We start from the raw sequence: 21,327 nt of genomic DNA on the forward strand, positions 1-21,327 counted from the left end.
ACTCTTCTATTCTACCAAAAGCGGCAGCCGCCACAAATCCCAGACGTATCGCCTGTGTGACAGCCGCCCCGATGTCATTCCATGTGCATTCCACCGTTGACGTGGATGGTCGTTCCGGTGACATAAGCTGCACTGGGTGAAGCCAGGAACAGGACAGCCGCCGCGATATCCTCCGGCGCACCGAGGCGCCCCAAGGGGATGCTCGCAACCAAGGCTTCTTTCTGCTTCTCTTCCAACACTTTGGTCATGTCGGTATCGATAAAGCCTGGAGCCACGCAGTTCACCGTGATATTGCGGCTCCCCAGTTCGCGAGCCAGAGAGCGGGTCATGCCCGACACCCCGGCCTTAGCGGCACAGTAGTTGGCTTGGCCTGGATTTCCTGCGTGCCCGACTACCGAGGTAACGTTCACGATCCGCCCTGCACGGGCCTTCATCATGCCACGCATCACCGCTTTGGAGAGGCGGAAGACCGCTTTCAGGTTGGTATCGATCACGGCATCCCACTCCTCGTCCTTCATGCGCATGGCGAGGTTGTCGCGGGTGATACCGGCGTTATTCACAAGAATGCTGATCGGTGCGAATTCCTTCTCGATTTCGCCGATCAGGACATCCACTTGCGCCTGATCGCGCACTTCCAGAGGCGCGCCACGGCCAGCGATACCGGCTTCCTTGAGATAGTCACCAATCTTGGCGGCACCGTCGGCGGTAGTCGCCGTACCGATCACGGTGGCTCCGGCGCGGCCCAGGGCCAGGGCAATGGCTTTGCCAATCCCGCGGGAAGCGCCGGTGACCAGGGCAATCTGTCCTTGCAGCATCTGTCTCACTCCAGGTTGAGGTTGGCATCAATGCCGGCCGCATCGGCCAGCGCTACGCCATTCACGCCATCGGCGCAACGTTTGGTCAGGCCTGCCAGTACTTTACCGGGGCCGCACTCAGCCACTACCGTGACCCCCATGGCCGCCATTTTCTGAATGGTCTCCACCCAGCGTACCGGGTTGTAGGCCTGGCGAATCAAGGCGTCGCGGATCTTGGCCGGATCAGTCTCGACGGCCACATCCACGTTATTGATAACCGGGATCTGCGGGGCCTGCAGCTCAAGCTCGGCCAGGCGAGCCGCGAGCTTGTCGGCGGCGGGACGGATCAAGGAGGAGTGAAACGGGGCCGAGACAGGCAGCGCTACGGCCCGTTTAGCTCCTTTTGCCTTGCATACCTCCATAGCACGCTCGACAGCTGCTTTGTGGCCGGCAATCACGGTCTGGCCGGCAGCATTGAAGTTCACCGGTTCAACCACCTCACCCTGGGCCGCTTCGGCGCAGGCGGCGCGAATACCGTCATCGTCGAGGCCGAGAATTGCCGCCATGGCACCGGTGCCCAACGGAACCGCATCCTGCATGGCCGCGGCGCGCAAGCGCACCAGGGGCACGGCATCCTTGAACTGCAGCACGCCAGCGGCGACCAGGGCGGAATATTCACCCAGGCTGTGCCCAGCAACGACCGCGGGAGTCTTGCCGCCTCTTTCCTGCCACAAGCGCCATGCGGCGATACCGGCCGTCAGCATCAGGGGCTGGGTGTTGACCGTCTGGGCCAATAATTCGGCAGGCCCCTCCGCCACCATCTGCCACAAATCCTGACCAAGGGCGGCGGACGCCTCGTCAAACGTCGCCCGGATGACCGGGGCCTCGCCGTAGGCCGCCATCATCCCGACCGACTGGGAGCCCTGACCGGGGAAGACAAATGCAAAAGCCATGGTTATCTCTCTGTTTTTATGGAATCAGGAGGGGATCAATAGCGCAGCAGTACCGCACCCCAGGTGAAGCCGCCGCCAACCCCTTCGAGCATGACGGTCTGCCCGCGCTGGATACGGCCGTCCTTGACTGCGGCATCCAACGCAAGGGGGACAGAGGCGGCAGAAGTATTGCCATGCTGGGCCACCGTAGTCACCACCCGCTCCATGGACAATCCCATTTTCTTGGCCGTCGCTTCAATGATGCGGATATTGGCCTGATGCGGCACCAGCCAGTCCACCTGATCCGGCGGCAACTGGGCCGCCTCGCAGCACTCGCGGGCCACTTCGGCCAGCACGCGCACAGCGAACTTGAATACGGCCTGACCATCCATACGCAGGAATGGATCACCGGTTACCTGGCCACCGACCACCTGGCCGGGGACATTGAGGATATCGCTGTGACTGCCGTCGGCATGGAGCGCCGTCGCCAGGATTCCCGGCTGTGCCGAAGCTTCCATCACCACCGCGCCGGCGCCATCGCCAAAAAGCACGCAGGTGCCGCGGTCTTTCCAGTCGAGGATACGTGAAAACGTTTCGGCACCGATTACCAGCGCCTTTTTATGACTGCCGGAGCGAATGAATTTTTCCGCGATCGTCATGGCATAGACGAAACCACTGCACACAGCCTGGACGTCGAACGCAGTAGCGCCCTTATTACCCAGGGCCGACTGAATCAGGCAGGCAGTACTGGGGAATATGAAGTCTGGCGTAGATGTGGCGACGATCAGCAGGTCGATCTCGTCGGCGCCGATACCGGCGTGCTCCAGGGCCCGGCGGGCGGCTTCCAGGCCGAGTTGGCTGGAGGTGACATCTGGAGCGGCCAAGTGCCGGGCACGAATGCCGGTCCGGGTGGCGATCCATTCATCGTTGGTATCGATGCCCCGGGCAACCAGGTCATCATTGGTGACGCGATCCGGGGGCAGATAGCTGCCCACGCCGGCAAGGCGGGCGTAAATGGTCACGCTGTCTCCTGTGCTGGAGAGTTATTCGAATCGTTCAAGGAAGGAGCGCGCTGCGCCTGATAGGCAGCCACCTGGCTGGCGATGCGCTCCAGAACCCCTTCGCGGGCAGCCTCGAAAGCGCGCTCAATGGCGCACCCGAAAGCAAAAGCATCGGCCGAGCCGTGGCTCTTCACCACCACCCCCCGCAGCCCGAGCAAGCTGGCCCCGTTGTAGCGGCGGTGATCCACCCGGTTCTTGAAGCGCTTTAGTACCGGCAAGGCCACCAAGGCGGCCAGCTTGGTCAAGGGTGAGCGGCTGAACTCCTGCTTAAGGAAGGAGGCCAGCATTTGGGCCAGGCCCTCGGAAATCTTCAGGGCTACGTTGCCAACGAAACCGTCGCAGACGACCACTTCGGCCTCGCCCTGGTAGACCCCGTCCCCTTCTACGTTACCGATGAAGTTGAGCCCGGAATCTCGCAGCAATTCGGCAGCCTGCTTCACTACCTCGTTGCCCTTGATTTCCTCTTCACCGATATTAAGCAGACCGATAGAGGGGCGCTCCTTGTGCTCCACTGCCGCCACCAGCATGGCCCCCATGATGCCGAACTGGAGAAGGTGCTCCGCCTCGCAATCAACGTTGGCCCCGAGATCGAGAACGTGGACGTGGCCCTTGGTGGTTGGCAGCACCGTGCAGATGGCGGGACGATCAATGCCGGGCAGCATCTTCAGCACGAAGCGGGAGATCGCCATCAGGGCACCGGTATTGCCAGCGGAGATACAGGCATCGGCCTCCCCGGACTTGACCAGGTTGGCGGCGACCCGCATGGATGAGTCTTTCTTGTTCTTCAGCGCCAGGGCCGGAGACTCGTCCATGGCCACCACCTGGGTGGCGTGGTGCACGGCAATCCGTCCGGAGTCGATATCAACGCCCGACAATAGGGGGCGGATACGATCTTCCAGACCGACGAGGATGATGCGGGATTCGGGGAAACGACGGGCGAAGGCCAGGGCAGCCGGCACGGTAACGCCGGGGCCATGGTCACCACCCATGCAATCGATGGCGAGGGTGACAGCCATTAGGGACGGTAGCGCGGAATAAGGGAGGTCGCGTCGCAAGCGGCGTTGCAACGCCAAAAGAAAAGGCAGGCGCCCTCTAGCAAAGAGGGATCCGCCTGCCTCTTCCGGCAGATATTACTCGCCCTTGCCCTTGACGACCTTCTTGCCGCGGTAGAAACCGGACGGAGAAATGTGGTGGCGCAGGTGGGTTTCACCAGTGGTGGGCTCCACGGCCAGGGCAGGGGCGGTGAGGAAATCGTGGGCGCGGACCATGCCACGCTTGGAGGGGGACTTCTTGTTCTGCTGAACGGCCATTTCAAACTCCTAAAATAAATCGGGCTTCGCTTTCAACCCTAACCGCACCTTGCGTTACCGCAATGGTTTACGGCGTTTTCTTCAGGGCAGCGAGCACGCTGAAGGGCGAAACCTTTGCTTTCCCCTGCCCGCCTTCCGGCAAGGAGCAATCCTCATGCTGCGGCACTGCCGGCAGGGCGAGAATTACCTCGTCCTCGATCAGTGCCACAACGTCTAACGACTTGTCGGCAACGATGAAATCCCGGGAGTCATCCTCCAGGTCATCCTCGGCCAGATCGGCTTCGTCGTTGATGAGCTCAAGCAAACTATCTACTTCGAGCTCATGATCAACCCGCTCCAGGCACCGCTGACACTCCAGAGGCAGAACCCCCGAAACCAGGAGCCGTAGCAACGGCTTTCGCTGTGCATCAACGCTGCCTTCGAGCCGATAGACGAGCTGACCTTCACGGGCGAGCAACTGGTCCGCCACACGAGGGAAGTCGGTTAGGTCCAGAGACCCCTCCAAAACTCGCCCCTCACGGGCAAAATCCTTGCTGTCGATCACGATCTGTTGCGACATAAGGCGCGGATGATATGATTTTCGGCTTCGCATGTCAAAAAAGACGGCAGCCCAAGACTCCGTCCGGCCTTGACCCTGCCCGTATTGCCGAGCTTGGTCATTACCCTGCCCTTTCCCACCTTCCGCTTCGTTCCCTGCGTTTCACCGTGCCTACACCTCCTACTCCTGCGCATCCTGCGCGCCTGATTCTTGCTTCCACGTCCCCCTATCGCCGCGAATTGCTGAGCCGTCTGCAGCTCCCTTTCGAAACGGTTTCTCCCAATGTCGATGAAACGCCACTGCCCGGCGAAGCCCCGGAGGCCTTGGCGCTTCGCCTGGCCGAAGCCAAGGCCCGGGCCGTAGCTGCCCTGCACCCGGATGCGCTGGTGATCGGCAGCGATCAAGTGGCCGTCCTCGATGGTGCGATCTATGGCAAGCCCGGCACCCATGAGCGTGCCGTCCGCCAGTTGCAGACCATGCGCGGCCGCACGGTAAACTTCTTTACAGGGCTGGCTCTGGTCAATGGGCGCGACGGCCGGGCGCAGATTCAAGGGATTCCGACCCTGGTCACCTTCCGTGCATTGTCGGACGGCGAGATCGAGGCCTATCTGCGTCGCGAACAGCCCTACAACTGTGCTGGCAGCGCCAAGTCCGAGGGACTGGGTATTGCCCTCCTCGAACGCATGGAAGGAAGCGACCCCAACGCCCTGATCGGCCTGCCCCTGATTGCCCTGTGCGACATGCTACGTCACGAGGGCGTCGCCCTGTTTGGCTGACCGCGCCATGCCCACTCCTACCCTCGGCACCCTTTACCTGATCCCGGTTCCCCTCGGCGCCCCCGATTCCAGTGCAGCCGAGGCCTGCCTTCCTGCCCGGGCTCTGGCGATCACCCGTACCCTCGATCGCTTCGTCGTCGAAAACGCCAAAACGGCACGGGCAATGATCAAAGCTATGGCACCGGAACGGGCAATTCGCGAACTGGCCATGGACGAACTCAACGAGCACACGCCGCCAACCCAGATTGCAGAACTACTTGCCCCCTTGCTGGCCGGCGAAGACGTAGGCCTGATGTCGGAAGCGGGTTGTCCGGCCGTGGCCGATCCTGGCGCCCTGCTGGTCGAGGCCGCCCATCGGGCGGGGGTGCGGGTCGTTCCGCTGGTCGGCCCATCTTCCATCCTGCTGGCGGTGATGGGCTCCGGACTGTCCGGCCAGCGCTTTGCCTTCCACGGCTACCTGCCGGCCAAGGGCGAAGAACGCACCCGCGCTCTGCGCGATCTGGAAAGCGATTCCCGGAAGGCGGGCCGTGCCCAGGTGTTCATCGAGACTCCTTATCGCAACGCTGCACTCTTCGATGCCCTGCTCGCCACCTGCCAGCCGACGACCCGGGTCTGTATCGCACGCAACCTGACCCAGCCCGATGAATGGCTGAAAACCCGCACCATCGGTGCCTGGAAAAAGGAAAGGCCGCCGGAACTGGAGCGGCGGCCGACCGTGTTCGTGCTTCAGGCGTCGTAAGAGTCAGTCATCCATTCCCACGTCCAGGCCGTCGGGAAACAGAACGTCGGTAAAACCAAAGCGGGAAAAGTCCCGGACCCGCATGGGAAACAGGATTCCGTCCAGGTGGTCGCACTCGTGTTGCACCACCCGGGCGTGAAAGCCCGACACTTCCCGATCGATGACCTCGCCCCGGGGGGTGAAGCCGGTGTACCGCAGCCGGGTGTAGCGCGGCACGCTGCCACGCAGACCGGGGACCGAAAGGCAGCCCTCAAAGCCCTCTTCCATGGCTTCACCCAGAGGCATCAGCCGCGGGTTGATGAGAACGGTAAACGGAACGGCTTCGGCATCGGGATAGCGGGGGTTGCGTTCGAAACCGAAGATCACCACCCGCAATGGCACGCCAATCTGCGGCGCAGCCAGGCCAACCCCCTGGGCGGCCTGCATGGTGTCGAGCATATCGGCGATCAGGGCATCCAGCGCCGCCGTGCCAAACGCGTCGACTTCCCTGGCGCGCTGGTACAGGCGAGGATCGCCCATGCGCAGGATGTCACGCACCATCTTCCACTCCTCAGGCAAACACGCCGCAGCCGGCAACGGTTTCCAGCAGGGTGCGTACCCGGGCCATGGGGGCCCCCAATTCGCCGAGAATGGCATCGAAGCTGATGCCGTGGGCAGAGTCGGCCCGCCCGGCCGCATAGTTGGCCACCACGTTGATCGCTGCATAAGGCAGCTCCTGCTCCCGGGCCAGCAAGGCTTCAGGCATACCGGTCATGCCGACCACATCACCGCCATCGCGCTCGATGCGGTTGATTTCCGCGGCCGTCTCCAGGCGCGGCCCCTGAGTACAGGCATAGACCGCTCCGGCTTTGAGAGGTATCCCGGCGACTTCGGCGGCACCGATGATGCGTTGGCGCAGCTCCTCATCATAGGGATCGGTGAAATCGATGTGACGGACCGGGCAACCCTCACCTTCGAAGAAGGTAGAACGGCGCCCCCAGGAATAGTCGATGATCTGATGGGGAACCACCAGGTCCCCGGGCATCAGATCGGCGCGGATCGAACCGACCGAAGCCACGGCGATGACGGCCAAGGCGCCCTTGTGCTTCAAGGCCCAGATGTTGGCGCGATAATTGACTTCGTGAGGGGCCAGGGTATGACCGTGGCCATGACGGGCGAGAAAAACCACCGGGGTTCCGCAGACGTTACCAAAGGTCAGGGGGCAGGAAGGTTCGCCATAGGGCGTACGCACTACCTCCCGGTGAGTGATGATCAGGTTGGCGAGCTGGGACAGCCCGGAACCGCCAATGATGGCGAGCATTCAGTTACTCCAGAATTCTTTAGATGCGACGCGCCAGTGCCATGCCAAGTAGCGGGATCGCCCCGCGCATTGGCCCGGACAACTTACCCAGGGTGGCGGCCTCGTGAGGTGTCGGCGTCAGCTTGCGGAAAAGGGTGTCTGCTTTGGACAGGCTGAAGGGCAAATCCTTCAATACGAGCTGCTGTTGGACCCGCAAGGTTAGGTCGCGGCCGATATCCTTTGCAGCCCAAGGCATGACGGTACGATCCGCTATTTGCAGAAAAAGCACGCCAGGCAGGCTGGCGGCCAGTTCGGCACAGCCCCGCTGCATGGCCTCACGATGACGGGCAACCCCTTCGCCAGGACGTCCGCCCGGCAGAGCGGTCACTTCGTCGGGAGCGCCCGCCAGCCAACACACGACGGCCCGGGGATCGAAATCCAAGAGCTGGGCACGGGCCGCTTCGGGCAAAGCCGTCACGTCGGCATCTACAAATGTGATCCGGGCCACGCACTCCGGCCCGGCCTCAGCCAGGCGTCGGGCAGCTTCGATACGACAAGCAGCGAGCGGCTCGATGACCAGCACTGAAAAACCTGCGCGAGCCAGAACCACGGTGCTCTCCCCTACCCCGCAGCCTACTTCGACGATGCGCAGATCGTTTGGCAGCAGGGCTGCCAAGGCCTCGGTCAGCCAGCCATAGTCGCCATGGCGGGTATACCAGGCCGCTTCGTCCGCCCAGCGCGCAGGAAAGGTGTCGGTCACGGCGCTCACAGCCCTTTCACCGCGTAGACAGCGGGGAGGTTGCGCCAGGCGCCCCGCACATCCATCCCGTAGCCAAAGACGAAGCGGTTCGGCACGGAAACCGCCACGTAGTCGGCGGCAATCGGCTTGTTCAGGCCATTGGCCTTGTCGGCGAACACCGCTGTTTTCACTTCGGCAGCCCCCAATTGGAGCAACCGGTCGCGAATCACGGCCAGGGTGATGCCTTCGTCGAGGATATCGTCCACCACCAGCACGATCCGATCCTTGACGCTGGTCCACGGCGCGGCTTTCCATGACAGGGCTCCACCAGCAGTGTCCTGGCCATAGCGGGTGACATGGAGGTAGTCGAACTGCAGGGGGAATTTCAACTGGGTCATGAGCTGGCCGGCAAAGACCACGCCACCGGTCATGACACACAACACCAGGGGGCATTTCTCGCCCAGGTCGGCAGTAATGCACGCGGCAACCCGGGCAACCGCTTCGTTAACCTCGGCCGCGCTGTGGATCACCTCGGCCTCGGCCAGGACGGCCTGGGCGTCCTGATAGTCGATGATGCTCATGCGTTATCCCTTCAGGCCCCCGAGATAGGTATCAAACGCTGCTCCGACTTCAGGGTGGCGCCGTCCCAGGGCCACAGTAGCCTGCAGATACCCCAGCTTGGAGCCGCAGTCGTAACGCACCCCCTCGTAGCGGTAGGCCAGAACCTGCTCTTCTTCAAGCAGCGCAGCAATGCCGTCGGTCAACTGGATTTCCCCGCCGGAACCGGGCTTAACCCGCTCCAGATGGTGAAAGATGCGTGGCGTGAGGATGTAGCGCCCCACCACCGCCAGGGTGGACGGGGCTTCTTCGGGCTTGGGTTTCTCGACGATCCCGGCGATGCGCTCGAGGCGCTCGGCTACCGGTTGGGCATCGACGATGCCGTAGCTCTTGGTGTCGGCCCGGGGCACATCCTGAACGCCGAGCAAAGAACAGTTGTAGTAGTCGAAGGCTTCGGACATCTGCTGCATTACGGGCTTGCCGTTATCGAGCAGATCGTCGGCCAGAATCACGGCAAAGGGCTCGTCTCCCACCACCGACTTGGCACACAGCACGGCATGGCCAAGGCCAAGAGCTTCGGACTGGCGGGTGTAGATGCAATTGACGCCCTTGGGCAGGATGTTGCGCACCAGTTCCAGCAGTTCGAGCTTGTTCTTGCGCTCCAGCTCGACCTCCAGTTCGAAGGCCTTGTCGAAGTGGTCCTCGATGGCCCGCTTGCTGCGCCCGGTGACGAAGATCATCTCGGTGATGCCGGCGGCCACCGCCTCTTCCACCGCATATTGGATCAGGGGCTTGTCCACCACCGTCAGCATCTCCTTGGGGCTGGCCTTGGTGGCGGGCAAGAACCGGGTGCCCAGACCGGCCACCGGAAATACTGCTTTGCGGACTTTTTTCACTTAATTTCTCCCTGATTTAACACATTCAACAAATCCTGTAAGCCGGCTTCGTCCAGAATGGGCACGCCCAACTCCTTGGCCTTGGCAAGCTTGGAGCCGGCTTCGGCACCAGCCACCACGTAATGGGTTTTTTTCGATACGGAACCGGCCACCTTGCCCCCCTGAGCCTCGATCAAGGCCTTCGCCGCATCCCGCGACAGGGTAGGTAGCGTGCCGGTGAGCACGAAGGTCTTGCCGGCCACTCGCGCGTTGGCCGCATTGTCTGCCGGCATCTCGGGGAGCGCGGACAGCAGCTCACGCCGCAAGCGGGACAAGCTTTCCAGCATGGCACGATTTTCCGCGTTGGCCAGCCAGCCGCCCAGCGCCTCGCTCACATCCGGCGGTAGGGGCAGCGCAATCAGATCAAGCGTATCGAGACGAAGCAATGTCTCGCCGTCCGTCACAGCCTCTGCCAATTGCTGGGCCCGCGTCCTGGTCAGTTTGGCCACGCCAAGAGCTTCGTAGAGATTGGCCCAGGCCAGCTTTTCGGCCAAGCCGGGATGCGGGGCGTGCTCATCCGCCACAGTAACTTGAGCGGCGAACAGGGCATCGATGGCCGCGCCGTTCTTGGCTTCGGAAAAGAAATCGGCAATGGAAGCCGCTACGGTGGCGCCGATATCGGGTAACACGGCGAGCAGCGGCGCGGGGGCCTGGCGAATCCAATCGAAGCGTCCGAGCCAATCAGCCAGGGTCTTTGCGGTGGACTCACCAACATGGCGGATGCCCAGGGCGAAGAGCAGGCGGGCCAGGGACGGGGCCCGGCTGGCGGCAATACCTTCGAGCAGCTTTTCTGCCCAACGGGTGGCGACCACGCCCTTCTTCACCGTTTCCGGGGTGGAGCCGTCGCGCTCGTCGGCGCGGCGCTTCATCTCCAGCAGATCATCCAGGGTTAGCCGGTACAGGTCGGCCACACCGTGGACGTAATCCAGGGCCACAAGGTTTTCGACATAGCGCTCACCCAGGCCTTCGATGTCCATCATGCGCCGTCCGGCGAAATGCAGAATGGCCTGGATGCGCTGGGCACGGCAGGCAAAACCGCCGGAACAGCGAGCTATTGCCTCGCCCTCCTCGCGGACCACGTGGGAGCCGCATACCGGGCAATGGCGCAGCATCTCGAAGGGCAGTGCATCCGCCGGGCGGCGTTCCTTGACCACGCTCACCACCTCGGGGATGACGTCGCCGGCCCGGCGCACGATCACCGTATCGCCGACCCACACATCCTTGCGCCGTACCTCATCCTCGTTGTGCAGCGTGGCGTTGGTCACCGTTACCCCGCCGACGAATACCGGCTTCAAGCGCGCGACTGGAGTAATGGCACCGGTACGTCCGACCTGGAAATCGATCGCCTCCACCACCGTGGAAGCCTCCTGGGCCGGGTACTTGTGGGCCACGGCCCAACGCGGTTCCCGGGAGCGGAAGCCCAGTTCGGACTGAAGAGCGAGGCTATTGACCTTGTACACCACTCCGTCGATGTCGAAGGGCAGGGTATCGCGGACCGTCCCCATGCGACGGTGGAAGGCCGCTAGTTCGGCAGCGCCGCGGACCACGGCGCGGTGCTCGCACACCGGCATGCCGTAAGCAGCCAAAGCGTCGAGCAGGCCGCTGTGGGTGGGCGGCAGAAGCCAACCTTCCACGGCGCCGATGCCGTAGGCGAAAAAGCATAGCGGCCGGCTGGCGGCGATAGCCGGGTCGAGTTGGCGGATGCTCCCGGCAGCACCGTTGCGCGGGTTGACCAGGGTCTTGTCCCCCCGGGCAGCAGCGGCCTCGTTGTAGCGCGCCAAGTCGTCGCGGCACATGTACACCTCGCCGCGCACCTCAAGCAACGGCGGGGCATCGCCAAGCAGGCGCAGGGGTATCTGGCGCACCGTGCGCAGGTTCTGGGTGACATCCTCCCCTACCGCGCCATCGCCCCGGGTGGCACCCTGGACGAAGACCCCGTGCTCATAGCGCAGAGTCACCGCCAGGCCATCGAATTTAAGCTCCGCAGCGTATTCCACAGCCGGATCGCCTTCGTCCAGCCCCAACTCCTTGCGCACCCGGGTATCGAAATTGTAAGCGCCGCTATCCTCGATGTCGGTCTCGGTCTGGATCGACAGCATGGGCACGGCGTGGCGCACCTGGGCAAATTGTTCGAGGGGGCGACCGCCGACCCGAAGGGTGGGCGAATCCGGAGTTTTCAGCGCCGGATAGGTCTCTTCCAGCGCCACAAGTTCCCGAAACAGGGTGTCGTAATCCGCGTCCGGAATGGTCGGAGCATCGAGGACGTAATAGGCGTGGTTGTGACGCTCGATTTCCCGGCAAAGGAAATGCGCCCGGTCGAGGATCTCGGGAGAAAGAGTCATGCAGCGGAAAAACGCAACGGCAGGGGGTCAGGCAAACAAGCGCAGGGCAACCGGACCACCCGCCGGGATGCCCCGGGCGGCCATGGCGGTCTGATATTGAACGATCTGCCGGCGAATCGGCTCGATCATGGCATCGGTAAAGGGCTGGCCGTTATCGTCCACGACCCGGCCGTGCAGGGAATCGGCAAAGCGCCGGGCAAGTTCCACCACCTGCAGGAATACCCGGTCGCCATGGGCGATGCGCGGCACGTCGAGCAGAAACGTGAGGGCCCGGCTCTGCAGGGTCTTCATCGTGTCGGCGGCAAAACCACCGGGATCGTGTCCGATCAGGGCATAGACCGCCCGTCCCAGGTCGTCGCGCCGGACAAAGGCACCGGAAGCTTCCAGGCTCATGCCTGCCGATTCAGCCAGGGCACGGATCTTCGTGCCGGGGAACAGCTGCTGGTCGGCCACAACGTTAAGACCGATCTGGATATCCACCTGGGCACAGAAGCCGTCCAGTTCGCGGGCGGTTTCGAGAAAGCCGCGCTGCAGGGGCAAGTCGGCCACCGCCATGAACTGATCGGCGACCTGGCGCATGGCGCTATGGAAGGCCGCCAGTTCGTGTTCGGCCAGGGGGCCGCGCCGGTCCGCCAGTTGCAGGCCGACCCGGATACGTCGCATGGGACGCGGATCGTCGGCCTCCAGAGGAGTCCACACCCCTTCCCGTTCATCGAAGCCGACCCAGATCACCGCCTTGGAGAGACGGCCCAGGACTTCGCGCTGAGCGTCGACCCACTGGTACGCCGGCAGGGGCTCCAGTGTTTCCAGGGCCACCAAGTAGTCGGTTTCGGCCGACAGCAATTCTGGCGGCAACAACACGGCCGAGAAGGAGCTGGTCGGCACGGCGGCCCGGGCCGGCTCGTTGACCGGCGGGGGGGCCAGGGGCGCTTCGGGCTGGTCATCGAGGGCGATGGCACCCCGGGGCGGGTCCGGACGCAGCAGCGGCGCGGCAATGGGGGCCTGGGAAACCACCGGGGGCAGAACATAGGCCGATGGAGGTGTCTGCGGCACGGTGGCGCGGGGCGCCGTCGCGGCCTGGGCGGGAGCCATCACCGGTTCGGCGGGCATGAAGGGGGGGATGTCGTCGATGGGCGGCAAGCCCCCCAAACTCGGCTCCTGGCGCGGTGTTCCTGCCATCGGTGCCGTTGCGGCGCGCGCTTCCCCGCGCTCCGAGCCGGCGGACGCAAAGGCCATGGCGGGTGCAGCCTCCGGGGTCAGCCCAGGTTCGACGAAAGGTGGTTCGGCCCGCTCGAAAACGCCGCGGGAAATCGGCCCGGTGGCCGGCAGGGGATCGGCGGCGAACGACGGCAGATCCACAGCCAGCGCCGGCTCCGCCATAGGAGGCGATGCGTAGGTTTCGCCTTCGTCGGCCACCTCGTCGAGCAGGGCGTCACCCCGGTGCGGCGTGAGCAGGGCCTCGGCCACCTGGCGGTGACGGCGTTCCTGCCATTTGTTGTAGGCGACCACGCCACCCACGGCGGCGGCGCCAAGTCCGATCAGAGCCAGTTGCAGTTCGTTCATGAAATCGCTGCCATCGTCAGGGCGGTCAGGCCGTCACCTGCTCCCGCATCTTGAGGGCTTCTTCCATATCCACTTCAACGATTCGCGACACCCCGGATTCCTGCATCGTTACCCCCACCAACTGCTCGGCAATTTCCATGGCAATCTTGTTGTGGCTGATGAACAGGAACTGGGTTTGGGTCGACATGCGCTTCACCATCTGGGCGAAACGCTCGGTGTTGGTGTCGTCCAGCGGCGCATCCACCTCGTCGAGGAGACAGAACGGCGCCGGGTTGAGCTGAAAGAAGGAGAATACCAGCGCAATTGCCGTCAGGGCCTTTTCGCCGCCCGAAAGTAGATGAATTGTGGAATTTTTCTTGCCTGGCGGCTGGGCGATCACCTGGACACCGGCATCGAGGATTTCCTCGCCGGTCATCAGCAGCTCGGCCCGGCCACCACCGAACAGGGTCGGGAAAAGCTCGCCGAAACGGCGGTTCACTGTATCGAAGGTGTTCTGCAGTAGTTCCCGGGTTTCCTTGTCGATGCGGCGGATGGCGTTTTCCAGGGTTTCCATGGCCAGCACCAGGTCTTCGGCCTGGGCATCGAGGAACCCCTTACGCTCCCGGGCGGCCTCCAGTTCTTCCAGGGCGGCCAGGTTCACCGCCCCCAGGTCGAGCATGGCTTTTTGCAGGTGGCCGATGGACGACTGCAGGCTGGCCACCTTGACCATGCCACCCTCGGTCACCAGCTTGGCGTGGTACTCGGCGATGGCAACTTCGTCGGCCTGGGCTTCGATCAACTGTTCGGTAAGCTGTTCGGCGTTCAATCCGGCAGCCTGTTCCTTCAGCTTCAGTTCGCCGATACGCTCGCGCAGCGGGTTCAGGCTCTGCTCGATGCGCAGCCGCGACTCTTCCATCTCGCGCAGGCTGGAGGTGGCCTCTTCCAGGTGCTGGCGGGCGTCCGACAAACGCTGCTCGGCCTCCATGCGATTTTCCAGCGCCATCTGCAGTTCCGGCTCGAGGTCCTCGATACGGGTCTCGTCGAGCTGGGTGCGGCAAGTGGTTTCTTCCTCGGCCAGGCGCGTCACCTGGCGGGCCGCCACCTGCTTGCCGGAAGCGATTTCTTGCAACTTGCTGGAACACTCACGCTGGGAGAACTGGGCTTCACGCAGTTCCCGCTCCACCTGGGTGACCGCCTCGCGCTCGTCACGCAGGCGCCGTTCGGCTTCTTCCAGGCGGCCCCGGGCGCCCATCAGGCGCATGTGCAGTTCGCCCAGTTCTTCCCGGGCGGCGGCCATGGCTTCTTCGGACGCCATCTCCCGGGCCCGCTCTTCCTCTTCTTCCAGGGCGAACTCGGCCAGTTGATCCTCGATCTGCTGGGCCCGCTCCCGCGCCCGTTCCACGGCCTGGGCGAGCTTGAGGGTTTCCACTTGCAGGGCGTGTTCCCGGGATTGCAGTTCCTGGGCTTCGCGGCGGGCGTTGGCCAGCTCGCTCTGAGCCTGGGCCAGGCGGGCCTCGACCTCGGCCAGGCGGGCCTGGGCGACATCCACCTCGCCCTGCTTCACCTCCAGGGCGATGGTCAGTTCCTCGATCTCGCGCTGGCGTTCAAGCAGGCCGTGCTCGGCGTTATCCGGTGCAAACAGGGTGACGCTGCCCCGGGTGATCAGGTGGCCCTGAGGCACCACCACGGTAGCGCCCGGGGGCAATTGGGCACGGCGTTGCAGGGCCGCTTCCAGGGTGTCGGCGGTGGCGATGCCGGCCAGCCAGTCGGTAACGATGGGGGCCAAGGCGCCATCCTCGCAGCGCACCTTGGCGGCCAGACTGTCGGCCGGCACGTTACCCAGCTGGGCATCGGGGATGAGCAGGGTGAGCTTGCCCCCGGGAGCCCCGTCAGCGGTCCAGGCTGGCAGGCGGCCGCCCTCCCCCGCTTCCAGGGACAGGGTCAGGGCGTTGAGGCGCTCGCGCAACACCGCCTCGACGGCCTCTTCCCAACCAGCCTCGACATGCAGCCGCTTCCACAGCGGGGTACGGCCTTCCAGGCCGTGACGGCGCAGCCACTCGATCAGCTTGCTATTGCCTTGGACACGCTTCTGCAGGGTTTCCAGAGCACCGAGCCGGGCTTGGACGGCGGCCACGTCACGCAGAGTGTTCTGGACCTCGGCCTGGACATGGCGGCGCTCGACTTCGAGCTCGGGCAGGCGCTGCTGCAGATCGGCCACGGTGTCCTGGCGCATCGCCAGTTCCTCGCGCAGCATGGCCAGTTCTTCCTGCTTGTCGTCGAGCTCAACCGTATCCGGATCGGCCAGGCTATCCCGCTCCTGGGCCAGGCGCTCGCGGCGCTGCACCAAGCCTTGCAGGGCACGCTGGGCGTTGCCCCGGTGGGCTTGTTCGACCTGAATCTTCTGCTCGACCTGGGCGATGCGGCCCCGCTCCCGGTTAACCTCTTCCTGGGCGATGCCTTGCAGCTCCTCGGCCTGGGGCAGGCGCTCCTGCTGCATTTCCAGCTTCATGGCCGCCTGCTCGACACGCATGTCGGCCAGGTCGGAGAGCTCCTGCCAGCGCAGGCCATCCTCTTCGTACTTTTCCGCCTGGGCCTTCCAGTGGGCGAATTCGCCGCTCAACTGGGCCAGCCGGGCTTCGAGCTGTTGGCGGGACTGGCCCTGGTGGCGGATCTCGGCTTCCAGCCGGGTCACCTCGGCGTTGGCGGTGTACAGCCCGCTCTGGGCCTGATGCACCCCGTCACTAGCGCCGTAATGGGCCTCCCGGGCGGTTTCCAGGCGGGTTTCCAGCTCCCGCAGGGTGGCGGTCTGGGATTCCAGATCCACCGCCGCCCGCTCCACATCCACCGCCAGGCGCTGCTGCTCGCTACGCGCCTCGTTGCGGCGAATGAACCAGAGCAGCTGCTGCTTGGTGGTCAGTTCCGCATTGATGTCGTGGTAGCGGCGCGCCACCTCGGCCTGGGATTCGAGCTTTTCCATCTGCCCGCCCAGTTCCTGGCGGATGTCATCCACCCGGGTCAGGTTTTCCCGGGTGTCCTCGATGCGCCCCTCGGTTTCCTTGCGCCGTTCCTTGTACTTGGTGACGCCGGCGGCTTCTTCGAGGAACACCCGCATTTCCTCGGGCTTGGCCTCGATGATGCGCGAGATCATGCCCTGGCCGATGATGGCGTAGGCCCTAGGCCCCAGGCCGGTGCCGAGGAACAGGTCGGTGATGTCCTTGCGGCGGACCTTGAGGTTGTTGATGAAGTAGTCGGACTGGCCGTTGCGGGTCAGCACCCGTTTCACCGCCAGTTCGGCGTACTGGGTCCACTGGCCGGCGGCGCGGCCCAGGGAATTGTCGAAGACCAGTTCCACCGAGGCCCGGGAGACCGGCTTGCGGTTGGAGGATCCGTTGAAGATCACGTCCTGCATCGACTCGCCGCGCAATTCGGAGGCACGGGTCTCGCCCAGCACCCAGCGCACCGCGTCCATCACGTTGGACTTGCCGCAGCCATTGGGCCCCACCACGCCGACGAGTTGCCCGGGCAGTTCGATGGTGGTGGGATCGCAGAACGATTTGAAGCCGGCGACTTTGAGCTTGGTGAGACGCATGAAATCCGGTGGTCGGGGTGCAGGAAACACCCGGCCCCCGGTACAAGGCGGGGGCCGGCGGGGGTCAGGCCGGCATCTACCGGGCCGGCCGAAAAACCCGGGGCTCCCGGCCTGGCTTCATTTTCGCGCGGCTACCATTCCATTTTCATGGAACGGGGCAAAACGAGGAGAAAAGCGCCAGGGGCCTGGGGAGCCACAAAGAGCCGCCATAATACCATTGCCCCCCGGCCAGCCCGAAAGCCCCAGCCCGGGCGCCCCTCCGGACAGCGTTAGCGGATGAAATCGCGGCTGACGGAACGGAACAGATCGGTGCCGGCCCGGTGCAGCCATTCGAAGGCCACCATCTCCCGGGAGACGATCCGGGCACCCGCGCTGCGCAGGCGCTCCAGGGCGAGCTCCTTGTCCGAGGGTTTGCGCGATCCCACCGCCTCGGCCACCACGAATACCTGGCGGCCTTCGGCGAGCAGGTCCATGGCGGTCTGCAAGACGCAAACGTGGGTTTCGGTGCCGCTGACGATGAACTGGCGGCGCTCGCCGCCGGGCAGATCGAACAGGTTGCCCTCGGCCACGGCGGAAAAGTGGCTCTTTTCGGCAATGCCGCTAGCCGGAATCAGGCCGCGCAGGGCCGGTACGGTGTGGCCCAGGCCGCTCGGGTACTGCTCGGTGGCGATGATGGGCACGCCCACCTTGGCGGCGACCTGGAGCAGCCAGGCGGTATTGGCAACGACGGCGTCGCTGTCGTGGATGGCGGGCGCGAGTCGCTCCTGGATGTCCACCACCAGCAACACGGATTGAGGGGCGCGAATGAGCATGAAAGTCTCCGGATTTTATGGTTTTTGGCGGGACGTCCAGGCCGAAGCCCGACCCATCCCGTCCGCCAAGCATAGCCCATCCGGCATTGCCCGCGCCTCAGCGCAAGGCGAGACGCACCAGGCTGCGCTCGAGACCCGGCGCAGGCTCAGAAATAGCTCAGCCAGCGCAGGGCCACTTCACGCTCGATGGCAAACCCGTTTTCGACCTGGATGTCCTTGGCCAGACGCAAGTTGAGGACATGGCCCTGGCCCACCGGATAGATCAGGCCCAGGTAGGCCCGCTGGCTACGGGCCGGATCATTTTGCGCAACGCCATTGATCCGGGTCTCGCCACCGCTGTTCCACTGGTAGCCGGAAAAGGCCTGCAGGCCGTTGCTCCAGCGGTAGCGCAGATAGGTGGTCAACGCCTCGCTGCGCGCCTGCTCGCGCTTGCGCGCGCCGGGAAAATAGGCGGTGTTGTCGCCGAACCAGGTCAGTTCGCCGATGGCCTCCACCGTCCAGTTGTTGCCCAGGCCGCGGATCCAGGCCAGGGACAGGGCTTCCCGGTGGCGGTTCTCGCCGATGTTCTGCAGCCGTTGGCGCTGATAGTCCCCGGTCGGCAGCATCACCGTGGCGTTGATCGCCAGGTAGTGGCGCTGCACCGGGTCGTTGATCGGCCAGGCCGTCAGGCCGAAACGGGCGTCGTACCAGCCACCGGTTTCCTTGTTGATGCTCTTGGGGATGCCGCTGCCCTCAAGGCGTTGGTCGGCGTAGGTCATGGTGGCCGTTCCGGCCGTGCGCACGCCGAGCACGTCGCCGAAATAGCTGCCACGTAAAACGCCGATCGAGGCGTTCGAGGTCCAGGGCTGGGTCTTTTCGCCGGCCACGTAGGGGCCCTTGGACTGGCGGTCGTAGAGATAGGCGGTCAGAACCGTGGTCCCTGCTCCCAGGGGCACGTAGTCGGTGGGAAAGATGTCGTTCAGGGCCCCCTGGGCCAGGGAGGCGGCCCCCAAGGCCAGCGCCCCCGCGCCGCAGCACAGCGCCTTGCGCGGTGGCCGCATCGGCCGCGACGACAAACGATTCCGCGATGGCATTCCTAGTCTCCGAGCGTGGCTACGGGGAGTGCTAGCCGGCTGCCCACGGCACCGTCATCGGCCGACTGCTGCGCCTCCCCAGTTTTTGATCGTGCCCCGTCCGCTCAGCCCTGGTGCTCGTCCCTTCGAGGGATGCGGCCAAGCACGACGATAGGCGTGGGCCGCGATTCTGTCATGACTTTGGCTTATCTCCGGACGCCTCGGCGAGCAATCCGTGAAGTAATTGGGAAATCTCGTCCGGGGAACCCATCGGGCGGATGGCGGCGTACAGTGCCTCGGCCTCGGGCCAGGTACGGCGGAAGTAGCTCAGGATCAGCTTCAGGCGCCCCGGCGCGTGGCAGGCCAGGACCCGGGTATGCACCTTGTGCCAGTAGGCGACGAGGTGCGGCAGCAGGGCCTGCCATTCCCGGGACGACGGGGTTTCGTCCATCTGCCCCTTGATGCGCTGGGCCAGGTAGGGGTCGGCTACGGCGCCGCGCCCGATCATCACGTCGGCGCAACCGCTGACCGCCCGGCAGCGCCGCCAGTCGGCCACGGTCCATACCTCGCCGTTGGCGGTGACGGGCACGGGTACCGCATCGGCGATGCGGGCGATCCACTCCCAATGGGCCGGCGGCCGGTAGCCGTCATCCTTGGTGCGGGCATGGACCACCAGGGCGGCGGCCCCGCCGTCGCTGAGGGCCTGGGCGCAGTCGATGGCCCGGGACGTGTCCGAAATCCCCAGGCGCATCTTGGCCGTTACCGGAATCTCCTCCGGCACCGCGGTGCGCACGGCGCGGACGATGCGGTTGAGCAGCTCCGGATCGGCCAGCAGCATCGCGCCGCCGCCGTGGCGGTTCACCGTCTTGGCCGGGCAGCCGAAGTTGAGATCCAGTCCGTGGGGCGACAGGGCGCTGGCCTTGGCCGCGTTCGCGCCCAGCCAGTCCGGGTCGCTGCCGAGCAGCTGGATGACCATGGGGGTGCCGGCCGGGGTGTGGCAGCCGTTGGCCACCTCCGGGCACATGCGCTCGTAGGTGCGGGTCGGCAGGAGCGAGCCGGACACCCGGACGAATTCCGAGACCGCCCCGTCGTAGCCGCCGATGCCGGTCAGCACGTCGCGCAGCACGTAGTCGGCGAGGCCCTCCATGGGGGCCAGCAGGAGCTTGCCCGCTCCCGGGTGATGCACTTCCGCCACGTACCGCTCCGCTCTATCCATAAACCGAAGGGGCGCATTGTACTGGCTGGCGGTCGGCATGGAACTGCGGCCGGCAGAGGGCCGTTGCGCCGGGCCTAAAAGCGCACCTGGGCGAAGCGCTCCACCAGATAGTCGACGAAGGTGCGCACCTTGGCCGACAGGTACTTGCGGTGCGGATAGACGGCATAGATGCCGATCTCCAGGGGCTGGTAGCCGGGCAGCAGCTCCACCAGCCGGCCGGCGCGCAGGTCGTCGCCGACCAGGAACGAGGGTTGGAAGATCACTCCCTCCCCCTCCAGGGCCGCAGCCCGGATCACGTCGCCATTATTGACGCGCAGGGTGGGCTTGACCCGCACCGTCACGGCGCGGCCGGCGGCATCGTCCAGTTGCCAGTCGTCGCCGCTGCCCCAGTAGGTGTAGCCGATGCAGTCGTGGCCGGCCAGATCCTCCAGGCGTTGCGGTGTGCCACGCCGGGCCAGGTAGTCCGGCGCGGCGCACAGCACCATGCGCGCCGTGGCCAGGCGGCGGCCGACCAGGGACGATTCGAGCTTGCGAGCGATGCGCAGGGCCAGGTCGTAGCCCTCCTCGACGATATCCACCTGACGGTCGTTTACCGCCAGCTCCACCCCTACCTCGGGAAACTGGCGGCGGTAGCCGGCCAGCACCGGCCCCAGGTGGGAGATGGCGAAGGACACCGGGGCGCTCACCCGCAGCAGCCCCCGGGGCGATTCGGCCAGGGCGCCCAGGGACGACTCCAGGCTTTCCACCTCGGCCAGGATGGCGTTGCAGCGCTCCAGGTAGGCGGCACCGGCCTCGGTCAGGTGCAGGGTGCGGGTGGTGCGGTTGATCAGGCGCACGCCGAGGCGCTCTTCCAGGGCCACCACCTGCTTCGATACCACCGAGCGGGCCACGCCCAGGCGCTCGGCGGCGGCGGCAAAGCTGCCCAGTTCCACGACCTTGGCAAACACGCTCATGCAGTTCAGGGTATCCATGGTCAGCCTTTGGGTGGGTTGTTTGTTTCTATTTTAGAAATAAAAAATCTAGAAAACACAGCTTTATCCGATTATTGGCAACTGAAACAATAAGGGCCTGTTGGGGGAGATTCTCTTGCCCGGCCCACCTGTCGTGGCCGCC

20 protein-coding genes are annotated in these 21,327 nt (G+C 64.7%); 2 read left to right on the top strand and 18 right to left on the bottom strand.

The annotated features are described in order from the left end of the window. Positions 1–74: 74 nt before the first annotated feature. From fabG to OTERR_RS08570, 6 genes are all read right to left on the bottom strand, one after another. Entirely contained in the window at positions 75–815 is a 741-nt protein-coding gene (fabG, locus tag OTERR_RS08545) for a 3-oxoacyl-ACP reductase FabG (RefSeq protein ID WP_054620855.1), read from the bottom strand. Positions 816–820: 5 nt separating this feature from the next. Next, positions 821–1,747 (bottom strand): ACP S-malonyltransferase, encoded by a 927-nt coding sequence (gene fabD, locus OTERR_RS08550; protein ID WP_149425474.1) that lies wholly within the window; start codon positions 1,745–1,747, stop codon positions 821–823. A 35-nt stretch (positions 1,748–1,782) separates the two neighbouring features. Then, entirely contained in the window at positions 1,783–2,742 is a 960-nt protein-coding gene (locus OTERR_RS08555; RefSeq protein WP_054621002.1) for a beta-ketoacyl-ACP synthase III, read from the bottom strand. A 2-nt stretch (positions 2,743–2,744) separates the two neighbouring features. After that, positions 2,745–3,803, bottom strand: coding sequence for a phosphate acyltransferase PlsX (gene plsX, locus OTERR_RS08560; protein ID WP_149425475.1), 1,059 nt, complete (start codon positions 3,801–3,803; stop codon positions 2,745–2,747). A gap of 114 nt (positions 3,804–3,917) precedes the next feature. Beyond that, on the bottom strand, positions 3,918–4,097 hold the full coding sequence (gene rpmF / locus OTERR_RS08565; RefSeq protein WP_054620852.1) for a 50S ribosomal protein L32: 180 nt from the start codon (positions 4,095–4,097) through the stop codon (positions 3,918–3,920). Between the two features lie 67 nt (positions 4,098–4,164). Beyond that, entirely contained in the window at positions 4,165–4,656 is a 492-nt protein-coding gene (locus tag OTERR_RS08570) for a YceD family protein (protein WP_149425476.1), read from the bottom strand. Between the two features lie 146 nt (positions 4,657–4,802). Between OTERR_RS08570 and OTERR_RS08575 the strand changes: the two genes are divergently transcribed. Together OTERR_RS08575 and OTERR_RS08580 are read left to right on the top strand one after the other, a co-directional pair. Further along, entirely contained in the window at positions 4,803–5,411 is a 609-nt protein-coding gene (locus OTERR_RS08575) for a Maf family nucleotide pyrophosphatase (protein ID WP_246154079.1), read from the top strand. A gap of 7 nt (positions 5,412–5,418) precedes the next feature. Then, positions 5,419–6,150 (top strand): SAM-dependent methyltransferase, encoded by a 732-nt coding sequence (locus OTERR_RS08580; protein WP_149425478.1) that lies wholly within the window; start codon positions 5,419–5,421, stop codon positions 6,148–6,150. Positions 6,151–6,153: 3 nt separating this feature from the next. On the opposite strand, the gene def is transcribed toward OTERR_RS08580, so the two are convergent. The 12 genes from def to OTERR_RS08640 all read right to left on the bottom strand — a co-directional run bounded on the left by def (position 6,154) and on the right by OTERR_RS08640 (position 21,185). Further along, entirely contained in the window at positions 6,154–6,690 is a 537-nt protein-coding gene (def, locus tag OTERR_RS08585) for a peptide deformylase (RefSeq protein ID WP_149425479.1), read from the bottom strand. A 10-nt stretch (positions 6,691–6,700) separates the two neighbouring features. After that, the gene (locus tag OTERR_RS08590; protein WP_149425480.1) at positions 6,701–7,450 is read right to left on the bottom strand and encodes an S-methyl-5'-thioinosine phosphorylase; all 750 of its coding nucleotides are present in this window, start codon (positions 7,448–7,450) and stop codon (positions 6,701–6,703) included. A 19-nt stretch (positions 7,451–7,469) separates the two neighbouring features. Further along, positions 7,470–8,189, bottom strand: coding sequence for a class I SAM-dependent methyltransferase (locus OTERR_RS08595; protein WP_149425481.1), 720 nt, complete (start codon positions 8,187–8,189; stop codon positions 7,470–7,472). A 5-nt stretch (positions 8,190–8,194) separates the two neighbouring features. Further along, complete coding sequence (locus OTERR_RS08600; RefSeq protein WP_054620845.1) at positions 8,195–8,749, bottom strand: hypoxanthine-guanine phosphoribosyltransferase; 555 nt, start codon at positions 8,747–8,749, stop codon at positions 8,195–8,197. A gap of 3 nt (positions 8,750–8,752) precedes the next feature. Then, positions 8,753–9,622, bottom strand: a complete 870-nt coding sequence (gene galU, locus OTERR_RS08605; protein ID WP_054620844.1) for a UTP--glucose-1-phosphate uridylyltransferase GalU — start codon at positions 9,620–9,622, stop codon at positions 8,753–8,755. After that, the gene (gene ligA / locus OTERR_RS08610; protein ID WP_149425482.1) at positions 9,619–12,003 is read right to left on the bottom strand and encodes an NAD-dependent DNA ligase LigA; all 2,385 of its coding nucleotides are present in this window, start codon (positions 12,001–12,003) and stop codon (positions 9,619–9,621) included. Before ligA ends, galU begins: the two co-directional genes overlap by 4 nt. A 27-nt stretch (positions 12,004–12,030) precedes the next feature. Beyond that, complete coding sequence (locus OTERR_RS08615) at positions 12,031–13,566, bottom strand: cell division protein ZipA C-terminal FtsZ-binding domain-containing protein (RefSeq protein ID WP_149425483.1); 1,536 nt, start codon at positions 13,564–13,566, stop codon at positions 12,031–12,033. A 25-nt stretch (positions 13,567–13,591) separates the two neighbouring features. Continuing rightward, positions 13,592–17,134, bottom strand: coding sequence for a chromosome segregation protein SMC (gene smc, locus OTERR_RS08620; protein ID WP_149425484.1), 3,543 nt, complete (start codon positions 17,132–17,134; stop codon positions 13,592–13,594). Positions 17,135–17,403: 269 nt separating this feature from the next. Then, complete coding sequence (locus OTERR_RS08625) at positions 17,404–17,946, bottom strand: hydrolase (RefSeq protein WP_149425485.1); 543 nt, start codon at positions 17,944–17,946, stop codon at positions 17,404–17,406. A 146-nt stretch (positions 17,947–18,092) separates the two neighbouring features. After that, on the bottom strand, positions 18,093–19,019 hold the full coding sequence (locus OTERR_RS08630; protein WP_149425486.1) for a transporter: 927 nt from the start codon (positions 19,017–19,019) through the stop codon (positions 18,093–18,095). Positions 19,020–19,191: 172 nt separating this feature from the next. Next, positions 19,192–20,145 carry a tRNA dihydrouridine synthase gene (locus OTERR_RS08635; protein WP_246154481.1) on the bottom strand — a complete coding sequence of 318 codons (954 nt, stop codon included), beginning with the start codon at positions 20,143–20,145 and terminating at the stop codon, positions 19,192–19,194. A gap of 143 nt (positions 20,146–20,288) precedes the next feature. Continuing rightward, positions 20,289–21,185 (bottom strand): LysR family transcriptional regulator, encoded by an 897-nt coding sequence (locus OTERR_RS08640; protein WP_223115908.1) that lies wholly within the window; start codon positions 21,183–21,185, stop codon positions 20,289–20,291. Positions 21,186–21,327: the final 142 nt, after the last annotated feature.

The sequence above is a fragment of the Oryzomicrobium terrae genome (genome assembly GCF_008274805.1).
Lineage (GTDB): Bacteria > Pseudomonadota > Gammaproteobacteria > Burkholderiales > Rhodocyclaceae > Oryzomicrobium > Oryzomicrobium terrae.

Bases quoted from the DNA above. Each gene is read 5' to 3' on its own strand.
- OTERR_RS08625 (WP_149425485.1), bottom strand. From the start codon at position 17,946: ATGCTCATTCGCGCCCCTCAATCCGTGTTGCTGGTGGTGGACATCCAG.
- fabG (WP_054620855.1), bottom strand. From the start codon at position 815: ATGCTGCAAGGACAGATTGCCCTGGTCACCGGCGCTTCCCGCGGGATT.
- rpmF (WP_054620852.1), bottom strand. From the start codon at position 4,097: ATGGCCGTTCAGCAGAACAAGAAGTCCCCCTCCAAGCGTGGCATGGTC.
- OTERR_RS08590 (WP_149425480.1), bottom strand. From the start codon at position 7,450: ATGCTCGCCATCATTGGCGGTTCCGGGCTGTCCCAGCTCGCCAACCTG.
- OTERR_RS08635 (WP_246154481.1), bottom strand. From the start codon at position 20,145: ATGGAGGGCCTCGCCGACTACGTGCTGCGCGACGTGCTGACCGGCATC.
- OTERR_RS08640 (WP_223115908.1), bottom strand. From the start codon at position 21,185: ATGGATACCCTGAACTGCATGAGCGTGTTTGCCAAGGTCGTGGAACTG.
- OTERR_RS08580 (WP_149425478.1), top strand. From the start codon at position 5,419: ATGCCCACTCCTACCCTCGGCACCCTTTACCTGATCCCGGTTCCCCTC.
- plsX (WP_149425475.1), bottom strand. From the start codon at position 3,803: ATGGCTGTCACCCTCGCCATCGATTGCATGGGTGGTGACCATGGCCCC.
- OTERR_RS08630 (WP_149425486.1), bottom strand. From the start codon at position 19,019: ATGCCATCGCGGAATCGTTTGTCGTCGCGGCCGATGCGGCCACCGCGC.
- smc (WP_149425484.1), bottom strand. From the start codon at position 17,134: ATGCGTCTCACCAAGCTCAAAGTCGCCGGCTTCAAATCGTTCTGCGAT.
- OTERR_RS08615 (WP_149425483.1), bottom strand. From the start codon at position 13,566: ATGAACGAACTGCAACTGGCTCTGATCGGACTTGGCGCCGCCGCCGTG.
- def (WP_149425479.1), bottom strand. From the start codon at position 6,690: ATGGTGCGTGACATCCTGCGCATGGGCGATCCTCGCCTGTACCAGCGC.
- OTERR_RS08600 (WP_054620845.1), bottom strand. From the start codon at position 8,749: ATGAGCATCATCGACTATCAGGACGCCCAGGCCGTCCTGGCCGAGGCC.
- ligA (WP_149425482.1), bottom strand. From the start codon at position 12,003: ATGACTCTTTCTCCCGAGATCCTCGACCGGGCGCATTTCCTTTGCCGG.
- fabD (WP_149425474.1), bottom strand. From the start codon at position 1,747: ATGGCTTTTGCATTTGTCTTCCCCGGTCAGGGCTCCCAGTCGGTCGGG.
- OTERR_RS08570 (WP_149425476.1), bottom strand. From the start codon at position 4,656: ATGTCGCAACAGATCGTGATCGACAGCAAGGATTTTGCCCGTGAGGGG.